This is a genomic window from Cellulomonas sp. NEAU-ZC6 (genome assembly GCF_056844425.1).
Map to the genome: position 1 here is coordinate 251634 of NZ_JBXFYH010000001.1, position 24861 is coordinate 276494.

Here is a 24861-nt window from a genome sequence, read left to right on the forward strand (position 1 = left end):
GGGTCGCCCGGCACGGTCACCCCGTGACGGTCAGCCCGTGACGTCGGCGTCCGCGGTCTCCAGGGCCGCGGGCGCCGGCTCCGTCAGCACCGGGAACGTGACGGACCGCGCGATGAAGCAGTGCTCGTGCGCCCGCCGGTGCAGGTCCGCCAGCTGGGCGTCCAGCCCGGCGGCGACCGCGCCGCCCGGGCGGACCGTCACGAGCGGGCGCAGCACCACCTGCGTGAACTGGCCGTGCCCGGCCGCCTCGACCCGCATGGTCCCGGTGGCCCGGTCGGCGTACCCGACGACCGCCACGCCCGACGTGGCGGCGAAGTGGAGGAACCAGAGCATGTGGCACTCGGCCAGGGCCGCGACGAGCAGCTCCTCGGGGTTGTGCCGCGCCGGGTCGCCCCGGAACGCCGGGTCCGCGGACCCGAGCAGGGTCGGCTTGCCCGCGACGCGGATCTCGTGGTCGCGGGAGTACGCGGCGTACCCCGTCGTGCCGGAGGCACCGGCGCCCGTCCAGACGACGTCGGCGGCGTACTCGTGCAGCAGTCCCATCTCGTCACGGTACCGGCGGGTGGCCGTCGGTGGGTCGAACTACGGTGGAACGCATGGCTGACCCCGCGACGTACCGCCCCGCACCGGGCGAGATCCCGGACCAGCCCGGGGTGTACCGGTTCCGCGACAAGGACGGCCGGGTCATCTACGTCGGCAAGGCCAAGAGCCTGCGCCAGCGGCTGAACAGCTACTTCCAGGACGTCGCCGGCCTGCACCCGCGCACCCAGCAGATGGTGACCACCGCCTCGTCGGTGCAGTGGACCGTCGTCGGCACAGAGGTCGAGGCGCTCTCGCTCGAGTACTCCTGGATCAAGGAGTACGACCCCCGGTTCAACGTGAAGTACCGGGACGACAAGTCCTACCCGTACCTCGCGGTCACGCTCGCCGACCAGTTCCCGCGGGTCCAGGTGATGCGCGGCGCCAAGCGGCCCGGCACCCGGTACTTCGGCCCGTACGCGCACGCCTGGGCGATCCGCGAGACGGTCGACCTGCTGCTGCGCGTGTTCCCGGTGCGCACCTGCTCGACGGGCGTGTTCAAGCGCGCCAAGCAGCAGGGCCGGCCGTGCCTGCTCGGGTACATCGACAAGTGCTCGGCCCCGTGCGTCGGGAAGATCTCGCAGGAGGACCACCACGTCCTCGCCGAGGAGTTCGCCGACTTCATGGCGGGGGACACCGCCCGGTTCACCAAGCGGCTGACCGCGCGGATGCAGGAGGCGTCGGCGGAGCTCGACTTCGAGCGCGCCGCCCGGCTCCGGGACGACATCGCGGCCCTGCAGCGCGCGACGGAGAAGAACGCGGTCGTGCTGGCCGACGGCACCGACGCGGACATCTTCGCGCTGGCCGGCGACGAGCTCGAGGCCGCGGTGCAGGTGTTCCACGTCCGCGGCGGCCGGATCCGCGGCCAGCGCGGCTGGGTGGTGGAGAAGGTCGAGGCGCTCTCCGACGCCGAGCTGGTCGAGCACCTGCTGCAGCAGGTCTACGGCGACACCCCCGGCGGCGACGCGGCGGCGGGGGCGACCGCGGGCGCCGTCCCGCGCGAGGTGCTGGTCCCGGTGCTGCCGCCCGACCTGGAGCAGGTGCAGACCTGGCTGTCCGGGCTGCGGGGCAGCCGGGTGCAGGTCCGGGTGCCGCAGCGCGGGGACAAGCACGAGCTCGCGGAGACGGTGCGCAAGAACGCCGAGCACGCGCTCGCGCTGCACCGCACCCGGCGCGCCGGCGACCTCACCACGCGCAGCCAGGCGCTGCAGGAGATCCAGGAGGCGCTGGGGCTGGACTCCGCGCCGCTGCGCATCGAGTGCTACGACGTCTCGCACAACCAGGGCACCTACCAGGTGGCCTCGATGGTGGTGTTCGAGGACGGGCTGGCGCGCAAGAGCGAGTACCGCACGTTCGGCATCCGCGGCGCCGAGGGCACCGGCGCCCGCGACGACACCGAGGCGATGCACGAGGTCATCACCCGCCGGTTCCGCCGGTACCTGGCCGAGCGCGAGCAGGCCGGGGACCTGGAGCTCGGGCTGGGGCAGGACCAGGTCGCCGAGGCGCTGGCGGACTCCGACGCCGGGCCCGTGCGCTCGGGGCCGATCGACGAGACGACGGGCCGCCCCCAGCGGTTCGCGTACCCGCCCAACCTGGTCGTGGTCGACGGCGGCCCGCCGCAGGTCGCGGCCGCCGCGGCGGCGCTGGCCGAGCTGGGGATCGACGACGTGGCGCTCTGCGGCCTCGCCAAGCGCCTCGAGGAGGTCTGGCTGCCGGGGGAGGACTACCCGGTGATCCTGCAGCGGTCCTCCGAGGGCCTGTACCTGCTGCAGCGCGTCCGGGACGAGGCGCACCGGTTCGCGATCACCGCGCACCGCAAGAAGCGGAGCAAGGGGATGACCGTCTCGGCGCTCGACTCGGTGCCCGGGCTCGGTCCCGCGCGGTCCGCCGCCCTGCTCAAGCACTTCGGGTCCCTGCGTCGGCTCAAGCTCGCGTCGGCGGAGGAGATCGCCTCCGTGCCCGGCATGGGTGCGCGGACGGCCGCCGCGGTGGTGGCGGCGCTGGCGGGGAACGCGCCGCTGGTCGAGCCGACGGAGGCCGCGGCCGACGCGGCTGGCATGCTGGGCTCATGAGCGACGAGATCTCGCCGATCACGGTCCCCACCGGCATCCCGGCGATCGAGGCCGCCACCGCGGCCCCCCACCTGCAGCAGCCCCACGTCCTGATCATCACCGGCATGTCCGGGGCCGGCCGCACCCGCGCCGGCGCCGTCCTGGAGGACATGGGCTGGTACGTCGTCGACAACCTGCCCGCGCAGATGCTCACCCACCTGGTGGGCATGCTCACGCACGGCGGCCCGCCGAGCGCCGACCTGCGGCTCGCGGCCGTGGTCGACGTGCGCGGCCGGGAGTTCTTCGCCGACCTGCTCGAGGTGCTGGCGCAGCTGCGCCAGTCGGGCGTCGACTACCGGATCCTGTTCCTGGACGCCTCGGACGAGGTGCTGGTCCGCCGGTACGAGCAGGTGCGCCGCCCGCACCCCCTGCAGGGCGAGGGCCGGATCCTGGACGGGATCTCGGCCGAGCGGAACCTGCTCTCGGACATCCGCGAGCGGGCCGACGTGCTGATCGACTCCTCCGAGACCAACGTGCACGAGCTGGGCCGGATCGTCCGGGCCGCGGTGTCCTCCTCGGAGCAGGAGGACGCGCTCCGGGTCAACGTCCTGTCGTTCGGGTTCAAGTACGGCATCCCGCTGGACGCCGACCACGTCGTCGACGTGCGGTTCCTCGCCAACCCGTACTGGATCACCGAGCTGCGGCACATGTCCGGCCGCGACGCCCCCGTGCGCGACTACGTGCTCGGCCTGCCGGGTGCGCTGGACTTCGTCGACCGGTACGTCGACGCGCTCGAGCCCGTGCTGGCCGGGTACCTGGCCGAGGAGAAGCGCTACGTCACCATCGCCGTGGGCTGCACCGGCGGCAAGCACCGCTCGGTCGCGATCAGCGAGGCGATCGCCGAGCGCCTGCGCGGTCGCGGGCAGCGGGTCACGGTCGCCGCGCGCGACCTCGGCAAGGAGTGACGACCACGCCCACCCGCGGACCGCAGCCGGCGTTCGTCGCCCTCGGCGGCGGGCACGGCCTGTCCGGCACGCTCGAGGCGCTGCGGCGGGTGACCGACCGGCTGACCGCCGTCGTGACCGTCGCGGACGACGGCGGGTCGTCGGGCCGGCTGCGGGACGAGCTCGACGTGCTCCCGCCCGGTGACCTGCGGATGGCGCTGTCGGCCCTGTGCGACGACTCCGACTGGGGCCGCACCTGGCGCGACGTGCTGCAGCACCGGTTCACCTCCCGTGGCGACCTGGACCAGCACGCGGTCGGCAACCTGCTGATCGTGGCGCTCTGGGAGCTGCTCGGCGACACCGTCGACGGCCTGGACTGGGTGGGCCGGCTGCTCGGCGCGCGCGGGCGCGTGCTGCCCATGGCCGCCGTCCCGCTCGCGATCGAGGCCGACGTCGTGCGGGCGGACGGCTCCACCGCGGTGGTGCGCGGTCAGAGCCACGTCGCCGTCGCCCGGGACCGGATCGCCGGCGTGCGCCTGCTGCCCGACCGGCCGCCGGCCCGGCCCGAGGCCGTCACGGCCGTCGAGGAGGCCGACTGGGTCGTGCTCGGCCCGGGCTCCTGGTACACCTCCGTGATCCCGCACCTGCTGGTGCCGGACCTCGCGGCCGCGCTGCACCGCACGCGGGCCCGCCGGATCGTGGTGCTCAACCTCAGTCCCGACGCGGAGACCACGGGCATGGGCCCGTGCGAGCACCTGGACGCCCTGCGGCAGCACGCGCCGGAGCTCCGGGTGGACGCCGTGATCGCGGACCCCGGCGCGGTCGAGGACGTCGACGAGCTGGCGGAGCGCACCGAGGGCTTCGGCGGCCGGCTGCTGCTGCGCCAGGTGCGCCGCGGCGACGGCACGCCGCGGCACGACCCGCTGCGGCTGGCGGCGGCGATCAGCGACGTCGTCGAGGGCTACCTCGGGGACATCGGGCCCGCCCGGGGGATGGCAGGATGACCGCATGGCTCTGACGGCACAGGTGAAGGACGAGCTTGCGCGGCTCCAGGTCGACAAGACGTCGTGCCGCAAGGCGGAGGTGTCGGCGACCCTGCGGTTCGCGGGCGGGCTGCACATCATCTCGGGGCGGATCGTCATCGAGGCCGAGCTCGACACCGGCGCCGCCGCGCGGCGGCTGCGGGCGGCCATCGCCGAGGTCTACGGCCACCAGTCCGAGGTCATCGTCGTGTCCGGCGGCGGCCTGCGCCGCGGCAACCGGTACGTGGTGCGCGTGGTCAAGGACGGCGAGTCCCTGGCCCGGCAGACCGGGCTGCTGGACAGCCGCGGGCGCCCCGTGCGCGGGCTGCCGCCGCAGATCGTCGGCGCCGGCGCCCAGGAGGCCGAGGCCGCGTGGCGCGGTGCGTTCCTGGCGCACGGCTCCCTGACCGAGCCCGGCCGCTCGTCGGCGCTCGAGGTCACCTGCCCCGGCCCCGAGGCGGCGCTCGCCCTGGTCGGGGCGGCACGCCGGCTGCAGATCCCCGCCAAGGCGCGCGAGGTCCGCGGCATCGACCGGGTCGTGATCCGCGACGGCGACGCCATCGCCGCCATGCTGGCCCGGCTCGGCGCGCACGAGACGCTGCTGGTGTGGGAGGAGCGCCGGGTGCGCCGCGAGGTCCGCGGCACCGCCAACCGGCTCGCGAACTTCGACGACGCGAACCTGCGGCGCTCGGCCCGCGCGGCCGTCGCCGCCGGCGCCCGCGTGGAGCGCGCGTTCGAGATCCTCGGCGCCGACCTGCCCGAGCACCTGCGCGAGGCGGGGGAGCTGCGCCTCGCGCACAAGGAGGCGTCGCTGGAGGAGCTCGGCAAGCTCGCCGACCCCGTGCTCACCAAGGACGCGGTCGCGGGCCGGATCCGGCGCCTGCTGGCGACGGCCGACAAGCGGGCCGCCGACCTCGGCATCCCCGACACGGAGTCGGGCCTCAGCCCGGACCTGCTGGACCTCTAGAACCACCCGGCGGGGCGTCCACGAGCAGACCTAGGTCCCTGCGGCACCCACGGCTCGGGTATAGGCTCTGTGCCATCCGGAGATCACCTGCGGGTCAAGATCGTGTGACCACGGCGTTTCCGGAAGCGCACAGCGGCGTGCGCAGTCCATCACCGCAACAGTGTGTGCCGGCCCTGCCGGCGCGTGCCGAGGAGGGCAAGTGACCATCAAGGTCGGCATCAACGGCTTCGGCCGCATCGGGCGCAACTTCTACCGTGCCATCGTGGCGTCGGGCGCCGACATCGAGATCGTCGGCGTCAACGACCTGACGGACAACAAGACGCTCGCGCACCTGCTCAAGTACGACACCGTGCTGGGCCGCTTCCCGCTGAGCGTCGACTTCGACGACGACAACATCATCGTCGACGGCAAGAACATCCGCGCCCTCGCGGAGCGCGACCCGGCGAACCTGCCCTGGGCCGAGCTCGGCGCCGACATCGTCATCGAGTCGACCGGCTTCTTCACGGACGCCGAGAAGGCCAAGGCGCACATCACCGCCGGTGCCAAGAAGGTCATCATCTCCGCCCCGGCGAAGAACGAGGACGGCACCTTCGTCGTCGGCGTGAACCACGAGTCGTACGACCCGGCCACGCAGCACATCATCTCCAACGCGTCGTGCACCACGAACTGCCTGGCCCCGCTGGCCAAGGCGCTCAACGACTCGATCGGCATCGAGCGTGGCCTCATGACCACGATCCACGCCTACACCGGTGACCAGAACCTGCAGGACGGGCCGCACAAGGACCTCCGCCGCGCCCGCGCCGCCGCGCAGAACATCGTCCCGACCTCGACCGGTGCGGCCAAGGCCGTGGCGCTCGTGCTCCCGGAGCTCAAGGGCAAGCTGGACGGCTACGCCCTGCGCGTCCCGACCATCACCGGCTCGGCCACCGACCTGACCTTCACCGCCTCGCGCGAGGTCACCGTCGAGGAGGTCAACGCCGCGATCAAGGCCGCCTCCGAGGGCCCGCTCAAGGGCGTCCTGTCCTACGTCGAGGACGAGATCGTTTCGAGCGACATCGTCACCGACCCGCACCAGAGCATCTTCGACTCGAAGCTGACCAAGGTGTCGGGCGACCTGGTGAAGGTCGTCTCCTGGTACGACAACGAGTGGGGCTACTCCAACTCGCTCGTCACCCTCACGAGCTACGTCGGCGACCGTCTCTGAGACTCGCCCGTCCGTAGCGACGGTCATGCGTCCGCGCACCGCCGGGGTCGGTCACTCGACCCCGGCGTGGCGCGGACGCTGCCATGTAGAGACCCTGACGCAAGCGAGGTAGGAGACCCATGAAGACCATCGAGGACCTCGGCGACCTGCGCGGCAAGCGCGTGCTCGTCCGTTCCGACTTCAACGTGCCGCTCGACGGCACGACCATCACCGACGACGGCCGCATCCGCGCCGCGCTGCCGACGCTGCGCCGGCTGCTGGACGCCGGCGCCCGCGTCGTCGTGACCGCGCACCTGGGCCGCCCGAAGGGCGAGCCCGACGCGAAGTACAGCCTGGCGCCGGTCGCCGCGCGTCTGGGCGAGCTGCTCGGCCAGGACGTCACGCTCGCCGAGGACGTCGTCGGCGACTCCGCGAAGGCCACGGTCGCCGCGCTGCAGGACGGCCAGGTCGCGCTGCTCGAGAACATCCGGTTCGACGCCCGCGAGACCTCCAAGGACGACGCCGTGCGCGGCGAGCTGGCCGACGAGCTCGCCCAGCTGGCCGACGCGTTCGTGTCCGACGGCTTCGGCGTCGTGCACCGCAAGCAGGCGTCCGTCTACGACGTCGCCCTGCGCCTGCCGCACGCGGCCGGCACGCTGGTGCTCGCCGAGGTCGAGGCGCTGCGCAAGGCCGTCGAGGACCCGGAGCGCCCCTACGTGGTCGTGCTCGGCGGCTCGAAGGTCTCCGACAAGCTCGGCGTCATCGCCAACCTGCTGACCAAGGCCGACAAGCTGCTCATCGGCGGCGGCATGGTCTTCACCTTCCTCAAGGCCCAGGGCCACGAGGTCGGCTCCTCGCTGCTCGAGGAGGACCAGGTCGAGACCGTCAAGGGCTACCTCGCGCAGGCGCAGGAGTCCGGCGTCGAGATCGTGCTGCCCGTCGACATCGTCGCGGCCGACGGCTTCGCGGCCGACGCCCCGCACGAGACCGTCGACGCGGACCGGATCCCGGCCGGCAAGATGGGCCTGGACATCGGCCCGCGCTCGGGCGAGCTGTTCCGCGAGGCGATCCTCGGCGCGAAGACCATCGCCTGGAACGGCCCGATGGGCGTCTTCGAGTTCGACGCGTTCGCGGCCGGCACCAAGGCGGTCGCGCAGGCGCTCGTCGACACCGACGGCTTCTCCATCGTCGGCGGCGGCGACTCGGCCGCGGCCGTGCGCCGGCTGGGCTTCGACGAGGCCGGCTTCGGCCACATCTCCACCGGCGGCGGCGCGTCGCTGGAGCTCCTCGAGGGCAAGACCCTCCCCGGCATCGCGGTCCTGGAGGCCTGAACCATGGCACGTACCCCCTTCATCGCGGGCAACTGGAAGCTCAACCTCGACCACCACGAGGCCGTGCACCTGCTCCAGAAGCTCGCCTGGACGCTCAAGGACGCCAAGCACGACTTCGCGCAGGTCGAGGTCGCCGTGCTGCCGTCGTTCACCAACATCCGCTCCGTGCAGACCCTGGTCGACGCGGACAAGCTGGAGATCGGCTACGGCGCGCAGGACGTGTCGCAGCACGCGTCCGGCGCCTACACCGGTGAGGTCTCGGCCGCGCAGCTCGCCAAGCTCGGCGTGACCTACGTGGCCGTGGGCCACTCGGAGCGGCGCGAGTACCACGCCGAGTCCGACGCCGTCGTCGCCGCCAAGGCCGTCGCGGCCTTCGGCGCGGGCATCGTCCCGATCGTGTGCGTCGGCGAGGGCCTCGAGGTCCGCAAGGCCGGCGAGCACGTCGCGTACACGCTGACGCAGCTCGAGGGCTCGCTGGCCGGCGTCACCGCCGAGCAGGCGAAGTCCGTCGTCATCGCCTACGAGCCCGTCTGGGCCATCGGCACCGGCGAGGTCGCCACGCCCGAGGACGCGCAGGAGGTCTGCGAGGCCATCCGCGGCAAGCTCGCCGAGCTGTACTCGGCCGAGGTCGCCGACGCCGTCCGCGTCCTCTACGGCGGCTCGGTCAAGTCCGGCAACGCCGCGCAGATCATCGGCAAGGCGGACGTCGACGGCGCCCTCGTCGGCGGCGCCTCGCTCGACCCCGAGGAGTTCGCCAAGATCGCGCTCTTCCGGGCGACCGCGGCCTGACCCACCCGGCTCCCGGCCCGGCGGGGTGCAGGCGGTCCAGCACCGCCTGCATCCCGCCGACCGGGGGACACCCGGCAGGTCACGGCCTGTCGTGCTGGATTCCGCGGGTCGGCGTCGCCTACCCTGGACCGCGTTCCACCCCGACCCACCCGGGCCGGTCCCACGAAGCGAGAGAGTCGGACACGTCGTGACAGCCCTCACAATCGCCCTCCAGGTCCTCCTGGTGGTCACGAGCCTGCTGCTCGTCCCGCTCGTCCTGCTCCACAAGGGCAAGGGTGGTGGCCTGTCGGACATGTTCGGCGGCGGCATCACCAGCAGCGCAGGCAGCTCCGGCGTCGCCGAGCGCAACCTCAACCGCATCACCGTGGGCGTCGCCCTGGTGTGGGCGGTCATCATCATCCTGCTCGGTCTCATCGAGCGCGTGAGCTGAGGGAGACGACCTCATGGCGAGCGGAAGTGCGATCCGGGGCTCGCGTGTCGGAGCCGGCCCCATGGGCGAGGCCGAGCGCGGCGACGCCGCCCCCCGCATCTGGATCTCCTACTGGTGCGCGAACGGCCACGAGACCCGGCCGAGCTTCGCGGAGGAGGCCGCCGCCGAGGCCCCCGAGCTGTGGGACTGCCCGCGCTGCGGGTTCCCCGCCGGCCAGGACGAGGCGAACCCGCCGTCGCCCGTCCGGAACGAGCCGTACAAGACGCACCTGGCCTACGTGAAGGAGCGCCGGTCCGTCGAGGACGGCGAGGCGATCCTGGACGAGGCCCTGGCCGCGCTCCGCGCACGCCGAGGCGGCCGCGGCGTCCGCTGACCCGGACGCGCACCTGAGCCGAACCGAGCAGGGCCCCGCAGCACGCGCTGCGGGGCCCTGCTCCGTCCCGGCTCCCGCGCAGATCGCGCGGACGCGCCCCGGTGAGGTCGCGGGTTCGTCGACGAGCTACCCGCGCAACCCCTCGACCTCACCGCAAAGCCTCGACCTCACCGCAGCTCCTGGCGGCGCGGTCAGCCCGGCAGGGGCCCCCAGGGGAGGTACGGGTCCGGGTCGTACGGGTCCGCACGCCGGACCCAGGCCCTGGCCGCCCACGCGGCGAGCAGCGTCGGGATCAGCGCGAGCACCACCGCGACCGGCCGCGCCTGGAGCAGCTCCCACGCGACACCCGCGGCGACGCCCGCGAGAAGCGCCGGCCCGATCGCGCGCGCCCGCCCGGACACGGCCGCGGCGATGACGGACCCGGTGATCGCGATCGCTGCGGCGCCCCCCGCGACCAGGGGCGGCAGCCACACGAGGTACCACGGGGTGCCGACGTGTCCCGGGTAGGCCGCGGTCTCCGCGCGGACCACCGCGGCGAGGCACGAGGCGAAAGCTGCCACGCACATCGCCGTGATCGCCGTGGCGGTCGCGCCGGGCGTGCCGCGGCGTGCTGGTGACCGGCCCGTGGCCAGCAGGACGAGAGCCATCGCGGCCAGACCCCCGACGACGCCCTCCGGGACGGGGTAGACGGGCCGTGGGCCCACCTCGCCCGGCAGGGGCACCGACTGGGCGGTGGGGTCCTCGTAGACGTGGTCCAGCCGCGTCCAGGTGCCGTCGACCTCGCGGACGGCGAGGCCGTCCCCGCCGTTGGCAGCCAGGACCCGGTAGCCGCCGGGCACGGGCAGCACCGCGACGTCGCGGGTGGCCAGCGGGCCGACGTCACCGTTGCGGGCGTCGAGCTCGCGCAGGTCCTCGGCCGGGACGGACCACTCCTCGCCCCAGGTCCTGCCGCCGTCGTCGCTCCGCCGCACGCCGATCCCTAGCGGCGCGGGACGGAAGCAGACGCCGCCCGGCGTGCAGGCGACGACGGGCGCGACCTCCTCGGCCTCGTCCGCCGAGCCGTCGGCGCCGTCGTCCGTGGGTGAGCCGGGCGTCGCGGTGGCCCAGGACGGCACGTCGTCGGACGCCACGTCCTGCGACCACGGATCCGCGAACACCTCCGTGGGCGGGCCCTCGGTCGGTCCGGGCCTCGCTGGGTCGTCGTCGACCGCGCTCCAGGTGAGGCCGTCGGCGGACCGGTACCACCCGTCCCGGCCCTCGAGGTACGCCACCCCGTCCACGACCTTCACCGAGTCGGCCGAGGGCACCTGTGCCGCCGAGGTGGCGACGGTCGCCAGGACTGCCAGGGGGAGCACGAGGAGCCACCGCGGCGGCACTCGGCGGGACGCGGCCGGGTCCGGCTGGGGCGGGCACCTCGCGGACCGCCGGCCGGCCACCAGCGCGAGAGCGAGCGCCGGCAGCGTCAGCAGGTCGGTCGGGTCCTGGCGCACCAGGGACGACCCCGCGACGAGCGACCACGCGGTGGTGGCGGCCCACGCTCCGGTGGCCGTCGCCTTCACCAGCGCGAACCCCACGCCCACGACGAGCACGGGGACGCCGACCAGTCGACCCGGCCGGACCGCCCGGCCGACGCACGCCACCCCGACGGCGAGCAGCGGCGGGGCGACGATCAGCCCCGCGACGTCCGAGAGCTTCCCGGTCCACCAGGTGCCGTACGCCGCCTTGAGCACGTGGTCGTTGACCAGGAGCAGCAGCACCGCGGCACAGGTCACCGGGTGGCTGATCCAGGTGCGCGCGACGCGCCAGGTGCTGCGGTCCACGGGTCCTCCCTCGGGGCCGGGCGACCCCGGCACCCGCACCCTCGCAGCCGGGAGGGGGTGCGTGCTGCGATTCGGGGCACCGATGCCGACCCGTTGCGGAACCGAGACCGTGGCGACACCCGCATCCGGGTGACCGGTCACCCGTCTGCGCGGGCCGCTGGGGGCGGGGCGCGTCCGCCCGCGACGGCTGGAGGCGGGCCGGTGGGCGGGTTCCGGCGGAGAGACCGAGGGGCCCCCAGCAGCAGCTGCGGGCCCCTCGGGCGTGGCGTGCGGTCGTGCGTCGTCAGGCGGCGCCGGGCTCCGCGCCGACCTGCGCGACGGCCGCGGCGTCGACCAGCCACAGCGTCGCGTGGGTGCCGTGGGCGCCCGCCGCCGGGGTCTGCTCGACCGGGGCGTCGGCCAGCGCGGACGCGACGGCCTCGGCCTTCTCGGCGCCGGCCGCGACGACCCACACCTCGGACGCGGCGCGGATGGTCTCGAAGGTGAGCGAGACGCGCTCCGGCGGCGGCTTGGGGGAGCCGTGCACCCCCACGGTCGGGACGCCGGTCACGCCGACGGCCTCGTGCCCCGGGAACAGCGACGCGACGTGGCCGTCGGGTCCCATGCCGAGCATGAGCACGTCGAACGTCGGGACGTCGGCACCCTCGGGCGCGAACGCGGCGAGCTCGGCGGCGTACGCCGCCGCCGAGTCCTCCGGGGTCGCGATGCCCGCGGCCGCGTCGAGCGGCCGCATCGGGTGCACGTTCGCCGCCGGGAGGGCGTCGCCGAGCGGTCCGATCAGGGCCTCGCGGGCCTGGGTCTCGTTCCGGTCGGCGTCGCCGTCGGCGAGGAACCGCTCGTCGCCCCACCACAGGTGCACGCCGGTCCAGTCGACGGCCCCGCACGCCGGGCTGGCGGCCACGGCGGCGAGGGTCCTGATGCCCACCGTCCCGCCGGTCAGCACGACGTGCACGGGTGCCGCGGCGGACTGCAGGTCCACGAGCCGCGTGATCAGGCGCGCGGCGGTGGCCTCGGCGAGCGTGGTCGCGTCCGGGTGCACCAGGACGGTGCGCGGCGAGCCCGCCCCGCCCCGGGCGTCCGCACCGGCCGTCACGCGCCCACCTTGGTCATGCCCTTGCGCAGCACCTCGCCGTAGACCTCGTCGGCGTCCAGCCGGCGGAGCTCCTCGGCCAGGCACTCCCGGAGCTGGCGGATCGGCAGGGCGATCCGGTGCTCGGGCTGGTCGGGCTGGCGCAGCGCGGCGGTCTTGCCGTCGGGCCGGTCCAGCACGATCGACCCCGACCTCCGGTCGAGCCGCACCTGGGTGATGGCGGGGGCGTCGGCCTGGCGCTCGATGTCGACCGGGCAGTTGAGCGCCCAGCCGAGCCAGGCGGCCATGAGGTCGACCGACGGGTGCGTGCTCTCGCCGGACACGACGGCGCGCTGCACCGGCTCGAACGGCGGCTGGTCCAGCGTCGCCGCGATGAGCCCGCGCCACAGGGTGGTGCGCGTCCAGGCCAGGTCGGTGTCGCCCTCGGCGTAGCTGCCGGCGAGCCGGTGCAGGGTGTCGGACGGGCTGGCGCACTCCGTGCTGTCGGTGATCCGGCGCCGGGCGAGCTGGCCGATCGGGTGCTGCGCCGGGTTCTCGGGAGCCGCGTACGGCCACCACGCCACGATCGGGGCGTCGGGGAGCAGCAGCGGCAGCACGAGGGTGTCCAGGTGCCGCGCCTGCGCCTCGGAGGGGTGCAGGACGACGACCTCGCTCGCCCCGGCGTCACCGCCGAGGCGGATCTGCGCGTCGAGCTCGGCGCCCTCGCCCGGGCCCTTCTCGGTGAGCACGATGACGCGGCACGGGTGCTCGCGGCTCGCGTCGTTGGCCGCCTCGACGGCGGGCTCGGGGTCGTTCGCGCCGACGTCGATGATGAGCGTCAGCACGCGCCCGAGCGCGACGGCGCCACCCTCGTCGCGCTCCTTGACCAGCCGCTTGTTGATGTCGCGGGTGGTGGTGTCGGGCAGGTCGATGATCACGGTCGCCTCCAGGTCCGTCCGTCGCGCTCCATCATGCGGTCGGCCGACTCCGGCCCCCAGGTCCCGGCGCGGTACGGCTCCGGCTTGCCCTTGCTCGCCCAGAAGGACGTGATCGGGTCGAGGATCTTCCAGGAGAGCTCGACCTCCTCGTGCCGCGGGAACAGCGGCGGGTCGCCGAGCAGCACGTCGAGGATCAGGCGCTCGTAGGCCTCGGGCGAGGACTCGGTGAACGCGTGGCCGTAGCCGAAGTCCATCGTGACGTCGCGGACCTCCATGGCGGTGCCGGGCACCTTGGCGCCGAACCGCAGGGTCACGCCCTCGTCGGGCTGCACGCGGATGACCAGGGCGTTCTTGCCGAGCTCCTCGGTCGCGGTCGACTCGAACGGCAGGTGCGGCGCCCGCTTGAACACGACGGCGATCTCGGTGACGCGTCGGCCCAGGCGCTTGCCGGTCCGCAGGTAGAACGGGACGCCGGCCCAGCGGCGGGTGTCCACGTCGACGCGGATGGCGGCGAAGGTCTCGGTGGTCGAGTTGGGGTCGAACCCGCCCTCGTCCAGGTACCCGACGACCTTCTCGCCGCCCTGCCAGCCCTCGGCGTACTGGCCGCGGGCGGTGTGCTTGCCGATGTCCTTGGGCACGCGGACCGCGGACAGGACCTTGATCTTCTCCGCCGTCAGGTCGTGCGCGTCGAACGTGACCGGCTCCTCCATCGCCGTGAGGGCGAGGAGCTGCAGCAGGTGGTTCTGGATGACGTCGCGCGCCGCGCCGATGCCGTCGTAGTAGCCGGCCCGGCCGCCGACGCCGATGTCCTCGGCCATCGTGATCTGCACGTGGTCGACGTAGTTGGCGTTCCAGATCGGCTCGAACAGCTGGTTGGCGAAGCGCAGCGCCAGCAGGTTCTGCACCGTCTCCTTGCCCAGGTAGTGGTCGATGCGGAACACGTCGTCCGGGTGGAACACCGACGACACCACGTCGTTGAGCTCGCGCGCGGACTGCAGGTCGTGCCCGAACGGCTTCTCGATCACCACGCGGCGCCAGGCGTCCTCGACGGACTCCGAGAGCCCCGAGCGGGCGAGCTGCTTGCAGACCACGGGGAACGCGCTCGGCGGGACCGAGAGGTAGAACGCGTGGTTGCCGCCGGTCCCGCGGGTGACGTCGAGCTCCTCGACGGTCTGCCGCAGGCGGTCGAACGCGTCGTCGTCGTCGAAGGTGCCCTGGACGAACCGGATGCCCTCGGACAGCTGGCGCCACGTCGACTCGCGGAAGGGGGTGCGCGCGTGCTCCTTGACGGAGTCGTGCACGATCTGCGCGAAGTCCTGGTCCTCCCAGTCGCGCCGGGCGAAGCCGGTGAGCGCGAAGCCGGGAGGCAGCAGGCCGCGGTTGGTCAGGTCGTAGACCGCGGGCATGAGCTTCTTGCGGGCGAGGTCGCCGGTGACCCCGAAGATCACCAGGCCCGAGGGCCCGGCGATGCGGGGGAGCCGGCGGTCGCGCGGGTCGCGGAGCGGGTTGTGCTCCGCGGTGACCTTCGCGGGCCTCACTCGGCCACCTGCTCCAGGCCGCCGCGGACGGTGTCGAGCAGCTCGGCCCAGGACTTCTCGAACTTGTCGACGCCCTCGCGCTCGAGCGCCTCGGTGACCTCGTCGATCTCGATGCCCAGCGCGGCCAGGCCGTCGATGACGCGCTGCGCCTCGGCCTGCGTGCCGGTCACCGTGTCGCCGCGGAAGTCGCCGTGGTCGGCGACGGCCTGCAGCGTGGCCTCGGGCATGGTGTTGACCACGCCGTCGACGACGAGCTCGTCGACGTAGCGGGTGTCGGGGTAGGCCTTGTCCTTGACGCCGGTGGACGCCCAGAGCGGGCGCTGCGGCTTGGCGCCGGCGGCGGCGAGCGCCTGCCAGCGGTCGGAGGCCACGACCTCCTCGTAGACGCCGTACGCGAGCCGCGCGTTGGCGATGGCCGCCTTGCCGCGCAGCTCGGCGGCCTCGGGGGAGCCGATCTCGTCCAGCCTCGGGTCGATCGCCGCGTCGACGCGGGACACGAAGAACGACGCGACGGACGCGATGGGCGCCAGGTCGTGCCCGTTCTCGCGCGCCCGCTCCAGGCCGGTGACGAACGCGTCGAGCACGGCGCGGTAGCGCTCCAGCGAGAAGATCAGCGTGACGTTGACGCTGATGCCGTCGGCGAGCACGTCGCTGATGGCCTGCAGGCCGTCGAGCGTGGCCGGGATCTTGATGAACAGGTTGGGGCGGTCGACGGTCGACCAGAGCGCGCGCGCCGAGTCCACGGTGGCCTGCGCGTCCCGGGCCAGCCGCGGGTCGACCTCGATCGACACGCGGCCGTCCACGCCGTCGGTGGCGTCGTAGACGGGGCGGAGCACGTCCGCGGCGTCGCGCACGTCGTCCGTGGTGATGGAGAAGACCGCGCCGTCCACGTCGGTGCCCTGCGCGGCGAGCTGCTTGAGCTGCTCGTCGTACGCGTCACCCTTGGCCAGCGCGCTCGCGAAGATGGTCGGGTTCGTGGTGACGCCCACCACGCGGCGCTGGGCCACGAGGTCCTTCAGGTTCCCGGTGCGCAGCCGCTCCCGGGAGAGGTCGTCCAGCCATACCGCGACTCCCGCGTCGGCCACCTGGTCGAGCGCCGTGGTGCCCTCAGTCATCGTCCTGCCACCTCACTTCTCGTCCCGGCACGACCACCGGGACGTCGACGGACGGTCTGCCCGGTCGCGGATGGCCGGGCGCCGCTCACGCCCGACGCGTCCCCTGACGTCGCCGAGCGTGCGGTTCGAGCCTAGACCCGCACCGAGGGGGTCCGCCGGTCGGTCCACAGGCCGACGCGCCGCGGGGCGACGGACGTCACACCGGTGGGACCGGGGTCCCTGGCGCTCCGTGGCGGCATGTGCAGCCGCAGGGGCCGTACGATGGCGGGGATCATCCGCGGGGCGGCAGCCGGCGCGGACAGAGGATGTGGGTGGAGGTCCGGAGCGTGCGCACGACGAGTCCAGCCGCTCCCGCCGGTCCCGCCTCGCGCCCGCAGCAGGCCGCCGCGGCCGCGGAGCGCCCCCGCTGGCGCCGCCGGCTCGGCGCGTACGTCGCGCTCACCAAGCCGCGCGTCATCGAGCTGCTGCTGGTCACGACCGTGCCGACGATGATCCTCGCCGAGGGCGGGCTCCCGTCGATCGGCCTCGTGCTCGCGACGCTGGTCGGCGGCGCGGCCGCCGCCGGGTCCGCGAACGTCCTCAACTGCTACCTGGACCGGGACATCGACCAGGTGATGAACCGCACCAAGCGCCGGCCGCTGGTCACGGGGGAGATCACCCCGCGCGCGGCCCTGGTCTTCGGGCTGGCGCTCGGCGTCGCGTCGCTGCTGTGGCTCGCGCTGGTCGTCAACGTGGCGTCCGCGCTGCTCACCGGCGCCGCGATCCTTATCTACGTCGTCGGCTACACGATGATCCTCAAGCGCCGCACCCCGCAGAACATCGTGTGGGGCGGGGCCGCCGGCTGCATGCCGGTGCTCATCGGCTGGTCGTCGGTCACGGGCGGCCTGTCGTGGTCCGCGGTGCTGCTGTTCGGCGTGATCTTCTTCTGGACGCCGCCGCACTACTGGCCGCTGTCGATGAAGTTCCGCAAGGACTACGCCGCCGCCGGCGTGCCGATGCTGCCGGTCGTCGAGGCCGACACCAAGGTCGCGAAGCAGATGATCGCCTACACCCTGGCGATGATCGCGTGCTCGCTGCTGCTGGTGCCCGTCGCCGGGATGACCTGGGTGTACGCCGTCGTCGCGGCCGCGCTCGGCGTGTGGTTCCTGTGGTCGTGCATCGGGCTGTACCGTCGCGCCCAGGACCCCTCGCGCGGCAAGCTGCGCGCGATGTCGGTGTTCCACGGGTCGATCACGTACCTGTCGCTGCTGTCCGTCGCGGTGGCGGTCGACGTCTTCCTCCCGTTCTGATGCCGGCGGCACGGGAGGACGGCGCATGGACGCACCGCTCGCCCCTGCCCTGCGCTCGGCGCTGGAGGGCTACCTCGCGCACCTGACGGTCGAGCGCGGCCTGTCGGCGAACACGCTCGCCGCGTACCGCCGCGACCTCACCCGGTACGTCGAGCACCTCGAGGCCGCGGGCCGCCGGGGCGTCGCCGACGTCGTCGAGGCCGACGTGGAGGGCTTCCTGGTCGCGGTGCGCACCGGGTCCGACGGCCGTGCCGTGCTGTCGGCGTCCTCGGCGAAGCGCGCGGTCGTCGCGGTGCGCGGCTGGCACCGGTTCTGCGTGCTGGAGGGACTCAGCGCCGCCGACCCCGCGCGGGCCGTCCGGCCGCCGCAGCAGTCCCAGGCGCTGCCCAAGGCGATCTCGACGCACGACGTCGAGCGGCTGCTGGACGCGGCCTCCCTGGGCGACGGCCCCGTGCCGCTGCGGGACCGGGCGCTGCTGGAGCTGGTGTACTCGACCGGCGCGCGCATCTCGGAGGCGGTCGGGCTGGACGTGGACGACCTGGACCTCACGGAGGGGCGCGCCGCGGTCCGGCTCTTCGGCAAGGGCAGCAAGGAGCGGGTCGTGCCCGTCGGCGCGTACGCCGTCGAGGCCGTCGAGGCCTACCTGGTCCGGTCGCGTCCCGCGCTGGCGGCGGCCGGTCGCGGCGGCGCCGCCGTGTTCCTCAACACGCGCGGGGCGCGGCTGTCCCGGCAGAGCGCGTGGGCGGTGCTGCGCACGGCGGCGGAGCGCGCCGGGCTGCCGGGCGCGGACCACGTGTCGCCGCACACCCTGCGGCACTCGTTCGCGACGCACCTGCTCGCCGGCGGCGCGGACGTGCGCGTCGTCCAGGAGCTGCTCGGGCACGCCTCCGTCACCACCACGCAGATCTACACCAGGGTGACGCCGGACACGCTGCGCGAGGTCTACGCGACCAGCCACCCGCGCGCCAGGCGGGACGGCGCGGCACGGGCGGCGGCGCGCGGCGCGCGCACCGGCGCGGCCGACCGCTGACGGGCCGGTCCCTCCGGTAAGTTGTCCTGGTGGCACGCGAGGAGACGACCGAGACCGTTCTCGACCCGGTGGGCAGGCCCCTGCCGGAGTTCCCCGTCCCCGGGCCGCTGGCGTCGCACGGCCCCGCCCGCGTCATCGCGATGTGCAACCAGAAGGGCGGCGTCGGCAAGACGACCTCCACGATCAACCTCGCGGCGGCCCTGGCCGAGTACGGCCGCCGGGTCCTGATCGTCGACTTCGACCCGCAGGGCGCCGCGTCGGTCGGCCTGGGTGCCAACCCGCACGAGCTGGACCGCACGGTGTACGACCTGCTGGTGGACCGGCACGCGTCGATCACCGAGATGATCCTGCCGACCGAGATCGAGAACCTCGACCTGCTGCCGGCCAACATCGACCTGTCGGCCGCCGAGGTGCAGCTGGTCAGCGAGGTCGCCCGCGAGTCGATCCTGTCGCGGGTGCTGCGCCCCGTCCTCGACGACTACGACGTGGTGCTGGTCGACTGCCAGCCCTCGCTGGGCCTGCTGACCGTGAACGCGCTCACCGCCGCGCACGGGGTGCTGATCCCGCTGGAGTGCGAGTTCTTCGCGCTGCGCGGCGTCGCCCTGCTGATCGAGACGATCGAGAAGGTGCGCGACCGGCTGAACCCGCGCCTGGAGGTCGACGGCATCTTCGGGACGATGTTCGACCCGCGCACCCTGCACGCCCGCGAGGTCGTCGCCCGGGTGTACGAGGCGTTCGGCGACACGCTGCTGCACACGATGATCGGGCGCACGGTGAAGTTCCCCGACGCGTCGGTCGCGGCGGAGCCGATCACCACGTACGCGCCGACGCACGCCGGGGCGCTGGCCTACCGGCAGCTGGCGCGGGAGCTCGTCGCCCGTGGCGACGCCGCCTGACACCGCCACCCCCGCGGGCCCGCAGGCGCCGGCCGGGTCCAGCGCCTTCGAGGTGCACCTGGAGAACTTCTCCGGGCCGTTCGACCTGCTGCTGGGCCTGATCTCCAAGCACAAGCTCGACATCACCGAGGTCGCGCTCGCCGCGGTCACGGACGAGTTCATCGGGTACATCCGCGCCGCGGAGCGGGCCGCCGCGGACGGCGGACGCACCTGGGACCTCGGCCAGGCGAGCGAGTTCCTGCTGGTCGCCGCCACGCTGCTCGACCTCAAGGCGGCCCGGCTGCTGCCCGCGGGCGACGTCGAGGACGCCGAGGACCTGGAGCTGCTCGAGGCGCGGGACCTGCTCTTCGCCCGCCTGCTGCAGTACCGGGCCTACAAGGTGGTGGCCGCCGACATCGGCAGCCGGCTCGCCGAGCAGGGCAGGCGGTACCCGCGGACGGTCGCGCTGGAGCCGCACCTGGCGGCGATGCTGCCGGAGCTGGTGTGGAACCTCGGCCCCGACGAGCTCGCCGCCCTGGCGGCGAAGGCGCTCGCGCCCCCGCCGCCCCCGCCGGGCGTCGACATCAGCCACCTGCACGCCCCGGCGGTCAGCGTCCGGGAGCAGGCCGCCCTGCTCGCCGACCGGCTCCGGCACGGCGGCGCCGCGACGTTCCGCGGGCTGACCTCGGACGCCGACACGAAGCTGGTGGTGGTGGCGCGGTTCCTCGCGCTGCTGGAGCTGTTCCGCGAGGGGCTGGTCGGGTTCGACCAGGTGACGCCGCTGGGCGAGCTCACGGTGCGGTGGACCGCGGACGGCGACGGCGACGTCGAGGTGGCGACCGACTACGACGACGACGACGGCACGCACGAGGGGACGGACGCATGACGGCGACCAGCGACGACCGGACCGGCGACGACCTGGCCCGCGACGACGTGGCGCGCGACGATTTGGCCGGTGGCGTCGGCCTCACGGACGTGCCCGAGGTGCCCGAGGTCGCCGACCTCGACCGGCTGCCCGGGGGTGCGCTCGCCGCGCTGGAGGCCGTGCTGATGGTCGCCGACGAGCCGATCCCCGCGGTGCGGCTCGCCACCGTGCTCGGGCTGCCCGTGCCCGACGTCGTCGACCTGCTGCGCACGCTCGCCGAGGAGTACCGCGGGGAGCACGGCGGCCGGCCCCGCGGGTTCGAGCTGCGGCAGGCGGGCGAGGGCTGGCGGATCTACTCCGCGCCGGCCTACCACCAGGTGGTCGGCCGGTTCGTCCTGGACGGCCAGACGGCACGCCTCACGCAGGCGGCGCTGGAGACGCTGGCCGTGATCGCGTACCGTCAACCGGTCACCCGGGGCCAGGTCTCGGGGGTGCGGGGCGTCAACGTGGACGGCGTCGTGCGCACCTTGACGGCCCGCGGGCTCGTGGCCGAGGCGGGCGTCGACACGAGCAGTGGTGCGGTCCTGTACCGGACCACGGGATACTTCCTCGAGCGGATGGGCCTCACGAGCCTCGATGAGCTGCCCCCGCTGGCGCCGTACCTGCCCGACATCGACGCGTTCGACGGGCTGGACGGCGCAGACGGTACGACAGGAGACGTGTGATGAGTGCAGCAGGACAGGGCGGCCGGGGCCGCGGCGGAGCGGGCGGCGGCAGCGGTGCGCGCGGAGCCGGCGGTGGTGCGGCGGGCCGGTCCGGCTCGGGTCGTCCCGGCGGCGCGGGCCGTCCGGCGGGCGGCGGCCGCCCCGGCGGTTCGGGCGGTGGCGCAGGCCGCGCCGGCGGCTCGGGCGGCAGGGTCGCCGGTGAGCGCCGGGGCGGACCCGGCCAGAGCGGCGGCGGCTGGCAGGGCGGCGGCTCCGGCGGCGGCCGGGGACAGGGCGGTGGCCAGGGCAGCGGTGGCGGCTGGCAGAGCGGCGGCTCGGGCGGCGGCCAGGGCCGCGGTCAGGGCGGCGGCGGCTGGCAGAGCAGCGGCTCGGGCGGCAGCCAGGGCCGTGGCCAGGGCGGTGCCGGTGGCAGCTCCGGCGGCGGCTCGGGTCGTGGCCAGGGCGGCGGCGGCGAGCGTCGCGGGCCCTCCGGCGGCATCGGCCGTCCGGGGTCCCGGTGGCCCTCGGGCCCGACGCGCCCGGCGCAGCGGCGTCCGCGCTCCGAGCCGTCGGTCGACGTGCACGACCCTGAGGGCGTCCGGCTGCAGAAGGTGCTCGCCCAGGCGGGCCTCGGCTCGCGCCGTGCCTGCGAGGAGCTGATCACCGCCGGCCGCGTGTCGGTCGACGACCAGGTCGTGCTCGAGCTCGGCGTGCGCGTCGACCCGCAGAACGCGGTGATCCACGTGGACGGGCTGCGTCTGCAGCTGGACCAGTCGGTCCTCACGATCGCGCTGAACAAGCCGCTGGGCGTCGTGTCGACCATGCACGACCCGGAGGGGCGCCCGTCGCTCGCCGAGTTCGTGCAGGGCCGCGAGGAGCGGCTGTTCCACATCGGCCGTCTCGACGCCGACTCCGAGGGCCTGATCCTGCTGACCAACGACGGCGAGCTGGCCAACCGCCTGTCGCACCCGTCGCACGGTGTCCGCAAGACCTACCTGGCCACGGTCGAGGGCCGCGTGTCGGCCGGGCTGGCCGCCCGCCTGAAGCGGGGCGTCGAGCTGGAGGACGGCGTCGTCGAGGTGGACAGCTTCCGCCTGGTCGACGCGACCCCGCAGGCGAGCATGGTCGAGATCGTGCTGCACGAGGGCCGCAACCGGGTCGTGCGCCGCCTGATGGAGGAGGTCGGGCACCCCGTGACCCGGCTGCTCCGCACCCAGATCGGCCCGATCAAGCTGGGCGACCTCAAGGTCGGCCGCACGCGCGTGCTGGGCAAGGCGGAGGTCGGCTCCCTGATGACGTCGGTGGGCATGTGAGCCTGCCGTCGACGACCAACGGCGGGGTCGCCACGCGCGGCCCCGTCCGGGTCGTCGGCACCGGGCTGCTCGGCGCGTCGGTCGGCCTCGCGCTGACCACCCGCGGCGTGCCGGTGACCCTGCACGACCCGTCCCGGACCGCGCTCGCGCTGGCCCGGGACGTGGGTGCCGGGAGCCCCGCCACCGCCGACGACCCCGAGCCCGCGCTCGTCGTCGTCGCGGCGCCCCCGGACGTGACCGCCGACGTGGTGCGGGCCGAGCTGGCCGCGCACCCCGGCGCCGTCGTGACGGACGTGGCGAGCGTCAAGGGCTACGTGCTCGCCGAGCTGCGCGCCGCCGGCGCCGACCTGACCCGGTACGTCGGGTCGCACCCGATGGCGGGCCGGGAGCGGTCCGGCCCGGCCGCGGCGGTGCCCGACCTGTTCGTCGGGCGGCCGTGGGTGGTCGTCGGCTCGGGGGAGTCCCGGCCCGACGCGCTGCTCGCGGTGCGGGAGCTGGCGACCGACCTGGGCGGCGTCCCGGTGACCATGGACGCGGACGCGCACGACGCGGCGGTGGCGGCGGTGTCCCACGTGCCGCAGGTGGCGGCCAGCCTGGTCGCCGCGCGGCTGCGCGGGGTCGAGCCGGACGCGCTCGGGCTCGCGGGCCAGGGGCTGCGGGACGTCACGCGGATCGCGTCGTCCGACCCCGCGCTCTGGACCTCGATCCTGGCGGCGAACGCGGCCGCCGTCCGCGACGTGCTCGCCGGGCTGCGCACGGACCTCGACGAGGTCCTGACCGCCCTGGATGGCGCGGCGCGCGCGACCGGGCCCGAGGACGTCGAGCTCGGCGCCCTGGCCCGGGTGGCCCGGCTGATCGCCGACGGCAACGCCGGCGTCGCGCTGGTGCCGGGCAAGCACGGCGGCGCACCGCGCCGGTACGCGGTGGTCACCGCGCTGGTCCCGGACCAGCCCGGTGAGCTGGCCCGCCTGCTGACGGACGTCGGCGACGCGGGCGTGAACCTGGAGGATCTGCAGCTCGAGCACGCGGCGGGACGACCCGTCGGCATGGCCGCGGTGTCGGTCGACCCCGCGCGCTCGGCGCACCTGGAGGCGGAGCTGACGGCCCGCGGATGGAGGCTGGTGAGGTGAGCGCGCAGGACGCGACCACGGCGACGACGACGGGTGCGCCGCACCCCGTGGTGGTGGCGATCGACGGGCCGTCGGGCTCTGGGAAGTCCAGCGTGTCCCGGCGGGTCGCCGAGCGCCTCGGGCTCGCCTACCTGGACACCGGCGCCATGTACCGCGCGGCGACCTGGTGGGCGCTGCGCAGCGGCGTGCCGCTGACCGACACCGATGCCGTCGCGGACCTCGTCCGCGAGATGCCGCTGGTGATGGGCGTCGACCCGGCGGCGCCGGCGGTGCACGTGGACGGGCACGACGTCGGCGAGGCGATCCGGGACACCGCGATCTCCGCGGCCGTCAGCGCCGTCGCGACGAACCTCGAGGTGCGGGCCGAGCTGGGCCGCCGGCAGCGGGCCGAGATCGCGGCGCAGGCGGCGTCCTCGTCGTTCTCCGGCGGGCGCGGCATCGTCGCCGAGGGCCGGGACATCACCACCGTGATCGCCCCCGACGCCGACGTGCGGCTGCTGCTGATCGCCAGCGAGGAGGCCCGGCTCGCCCGGCGCGCCCGCGAGGTGCACGGCACCGCCGACGCCGCCGCCGTCGAGGCGACCCGGGACCAGGTGGTCCGCCGGGACGCCGACGACTCGACGGTGTCCCAGTTCCTGGTGGCCGCCGACGGCGTGGTGACGGTCGACTCCTCGGAGCTGGACCTGGAGCAGACGGTGCAGGCGGTGCTCGACGTGGTCGCGCGCACCGCGGACCTGCACGCGTGAGCGGCCGCCCGGGACCGGACGCGTCGCTGCCCGAGGTCCCGGCCTGGGCGCGGGGGATCGGCCGGTTCCTCGCGCACGGCGTCTGGGACGCGCGGGTCGTCGGTGCCGAGCGGGTGCCCGCCGAGGGCCCGGTGCTGCTCGCGGCGAACCACACGAGCGTCGTCGACGGGCCGCTGCTGGAGGGCGTGACGCCGCGGCGGGTGCACATCCTGGTCAAGGAGGAGATGTTCACCGGGCCGGTCGGCGCGGTGCTGCGCGCGTCGCGGCAGATCCCGGTGGACCGCACGGGCGGTCGCGCGGCGCTGACGACCGCGCTCGGTGTGCTGCAGCGCGGCGGCACCGTCGGCGTGTTCCCCGAGGGCAACCGCGGCCGCGGCGACGCGTCGTCGGCCCGGGCCGGCATCGCCTGGCTCGCGGTCAACGGGCACGCCCCGGTCGTGCCGGTCGCGATCCTCGGCACGCGGCGGACGGGGGAGTCGGTGGGCCACGTCCCGGGGTTCCGCCGCCGGCTGCACGTCGAGCTGGGGGAGCCGCTGCACCTGGAGCCGACCGCGGGCCAGTCCCGTCGCGAGGCGATCGTGGCGGCCACGGAGCAGGTCCGCGTGGCCCTCAACGCCCTGGTGACGGCGGCATCCACCCGCACCGGCGTCCCCCTCCCTCGGGACTGACCCGCCCGGCCGACTCCGCCCGGCCGCGAAGTAGGGCCTCAGCCTGGAGATAGGGCGTGCGGGTGCCCTACCTCGACGCGCAGGCCCTCTCT

General features: G+C 74.6%; 24 protein-coding genes. 18 read left to right on the plus strand and 6 right to left on the minus strand.

What is annotated here, in order from left to right; all coding sequences use genetic code 11:
• Positions 1-30: 30 nt before the first annotated feature.
• Positions 31-543 carry an OsmC family protein gene (locus tag AC1050_RS01100; RefSeq protein WP_482385538.1) on the minus strand — a complete coding sequence of 171 codons (513 nt, stop codon included), beginning with the start codon at positions 541-543 and terminating at the stop codon, positions 31-33.
• Positions 544-596: 53 nt separating this feature from the next.
• On the opposite strand from AC1050_RS01100, the gene uvrC reads away from it, so the two are divergent.
• The 9 genes from uvrC (at position 597) to AC1050_RS01145 (ending at position 9669) form a co-directional block, all read left to right on the plus strand.
• Positions 597-2651 (plus strand): excinuclease ABC subunit UvrC, encoded by a 2055-nt coding sequence (gene uvrC / locus AC1050_RS01105; protein WP_482385539.1) that lies wholly within the window; start codon positions 597-599, stop codon positions 2649-2651.
• The gene (rapZ, locus tag AC1050_RS01110; RefSeq protein WP_482385540.1) at positions 2648-3595 is read left to right on the plus strand and encodes an RNase adapter RapZ; all 948 of its coding nucleotides are present in this window, start codon (positions 2648-2650) and stop codon (positions 3593-3595) included. Before uvrC ends, rapZ begins: the two co-directional genes overlap by 4 nt.
• The gene (locus tag AC1050_RS01115; protein ID WP_482385541.1) at positions 3592-4578 is read left to right on the plus strand and encodes a gluconeogenesis factor YvcK family protein; all 987 of its coding nucleotides are present in this window, start codon (positions 3592-3594) and stop codon (positions 4576-4578) included. Before rapZ ends, AC1050_RS01115 begins: the two co-directional genes overlap by 4 nt.
• Positions 4579-4582: 4 nt before the next feature.
• On the plus strand, positions 4583-5563 hold the full coding sequence (gene whiA / locus AC1050_RS01120; RefSeq protein ID WP_482385542.1) for a DNA-binding protein WhiA: 981 nt from the start codon (positions 4583-4585) through the stop codon (positions 5561-5563).
• Positions 5564-5762: 199 nt separating this feature from the next.
• Positions 5763-6767 carry a type I glyceraldehyde-3-phosphate dehydrogenase gene (gene gap, locus AC1050_RS01125; RefSeq protein WP_482385543.1) on the plus strand — a complete coding sequence of 335 codons (1005 nt, stop codon included), beginning with the start codon at positions 5763-5765 and terminating at the stop codon, positions 6765-6767.
• 119 nt (positions 6768-6886) lie between these two features.
• Positions 6887-8077: a phosphoglycerate kinase gene (locus AC1050_RS01130; protein ID WP_482385544.1), complete on the plus strand. Its 1191-nt coding sequence runs from the start codon at positions 6887-6889 to the stop codon at positions 8075-8077.
• A gap of 3 nt (positions 8078-8080) precedes the next feature.
• Entirely contained in the window at positions 8081-8866 is a 786-nt protein-coding gene (tpiA, locus tag AC1050_RS01135) for a triose-phosphate isomerase (RefSeq protein ID WP_482385545.1), read from the plus strand.
• 187 nt (positions 8867-9053) lie between these two features.
• Entirely contained in the window at positions 9054-9296 is a 243-nt protein-coding gene (gene secG / locus AC1050_RS01140) for a preprotein translocase subunit SecG (protein ID WP_482385546.1), read from the plus strand.
• Positions 9297-9309: 13 nt separating this feature from the next.
• Positions 9310-9669, plus strand: a complete 360-nt coding sequence (locus tag AC1050_RS01145) for an RNA polymerase-binding protein RbpA (protein WP_454048804.1) — start codon at positions 9310-9312, stop codon at positions 9667-9669.
• 191 nt (positions 9670-9860) lie between these two features.
• On the opposite strand, the gene AC1050_RS01150 is transcribed toward AC1050_RS01145, so the two are convergent.
• The 5 genes from AC1050_RS01150 to tal all read right to left on the minus strand — a co-directional run bounded on the left by AC1050_RS01150 (position 9861) and on the right by tal (position 16149).
• Positions 9861-11489, minus strand: coding sequence for a hypothetical protein (locus AC1050_RS01150; protein ID WP_482385547.1), 1629 nt, complete (start codon positions 11487-11489; stop codon positions 9861-9863).
• Between the two features lie 283 nt (positions 11490-11772).
• A complete protein-coding gene (pgl, locus tag AC1050_RS01155; RefSeq protein ID WP_482385548.1) occupies positions 11773-12582 on the minus strand; it encodes a 6-phosphogluconolactonase in 810 nt (269 codons plus the stop codon).
• Positions 12579-13496, minus strand: coding sequence for a glucose-6-phosphate dehydrogenase assembly protein OpcA (locus AC1050_RS01160; RefSeq protein ID WP_482385549.1), 918 nt, complete (start codon positions 13494-13496; stop codon positions 12579-12581). Before AC1050_RS01160 ends, pgl begins: the two co-directional genes overlap by 4 nt.
• Positions 13493-15034, minus strand: a complete 1542-nt coding sequence (zwf, locus tag AC1050_RS01165; protein ID WP_482385550.1) for a glucose-6-phosphate dehydrogenase — start codon at positions 15032-15034, stop codon at positions 13493-13495. The genes AC1050_RS01160 and zwf overlap by 4 nt, the downstream gene beginning before the upstream one ends.
• Positions 15031-16149, minus strand: coding sequence for a transaldolase (tal, locus tag AC1050_RS01170; RefSeq protein WP_482385551.1), 1119 nt, complete (start codon positions 16147-16149; stop codon positions 15031-15033). The genes zwf and tal overlap by 4 nt, the downstream gene beginning before the upstream one ends.
• Before the next feature lie 311 nt (positions 16150-16460).
• Between tal and AC1050_RS01175 the strand changes: the two genes are divergently transcribed.
• Genes AC1050_RS01175 through AC1050_RS01215 form a run of 9 tightly spaced genes read left to right on the plus strand, consistent with a single transcriptional unit; the run spans position 16461 to position 24769 of the window.
• A complete protein-coding gene (locus AC1050_RS01175) occupies positions 16461-17438 on the plus strand; it encodes a heme o synthase (RefSeq protein WP_482385552.1) in 978 nt (325 codons plus the stop codon).
• Between the two features lie 25 nt (positions 17439-17463).
• A complete protein-coding gene (locus tag AC1050_RS01180; RefSeq protein WP_482385553.1) occupies positions 17464-18468 on the plus strand; it encodes a site-specific tyrosine recombinase XerD in 1005 nt (334 codons plus the stop codon).
• Positions 18469-18497: 29 nt separating this feature from the next.
• On the plus strand, positions 18498-19364 hold the full coding sequence (locus AC1050_RS01185) for a ParA family protein (RefSeq protein ID WP_482385554.1): 867 nt from the start codon (positions 18498-18500) through the stop codon (positions 19362-19364).
• Positions 19348-20229, plus strand: coding sequence for a segregation and condensation protein A (locus AC1050_RS01190; RefSeq protein WP_482385555.1), 882 nt, complete (start codon positions 19348-19350; stop codon positions 20227-20229). Before AC1050_RS01185 ends, AC1050_RS01190 begins: the two co-directional genes overlap by 17 nt.
• Complete coding sequence (gene scpB / locus AC1050_RS01195) at positions 20226-20933, plus strand: SMC-Scp complex subunit ScpB (RefSeq protein ID WP_482385556.1); 708 nt, start codon at positions 20226-20228, stop codon at positions 20931-20933. The genes AC1050_RS01190 and scpB overlap by 4 nt, the downstream gene beginning before the upstream one ends.
• A complete protein-coding gene (locus tag AC1050_RS01200; RefSeq protein WP_482385557.1) occupies positions 20933-22225 on the plus strand; it encodes a pseudouridine synthase in 1293 nt (430 codons plus the stop codon). Before scpB ends, AC1050_RS01200 begins: the two co-directional genes overlap by 1 nt.
• On the plus strand, positions 22222-23355 hold the full coding sequence (locus AC1050_RS01205; RefSeq protein ID WP_482385558.1) for a prephenate dehydrogenase: 1134 nt from the start codon (positions 22222-22224) through the stop codon (positions 23353-23355). Before AC1050_RS01200 ends, AC1050_RS01205 begins: the two co-directional genes overlap by 4 nt.
• Complete coding sequence (cmk, locus tag AC1050_RS01210; protein WP_482385559.1) at positions 23337-24101, plus strand: (d)CMP kinase; 765 nt, start codon at positions 23337-23339, stop codon at positions 24099-24101. The genes AC1050_RS01205 and cmk overlap by 19 nt, the downstream gene beginning before the upstream one ends.
• Entirely contained in the window at positions 24098-24769 is a 672-nt protein-coding gene (locus AC1050_RS01215) for a lysophospholipid acyltransferase family protein (RefSeq protein ID WP_482385560.1), read from the plus strand. Before cmk ends, AC1050_RS01215 begins: the two co-directional genes overlap by 4 nt.
• Positions 24770-24861 lie beyond the last annotated feature (92 nt).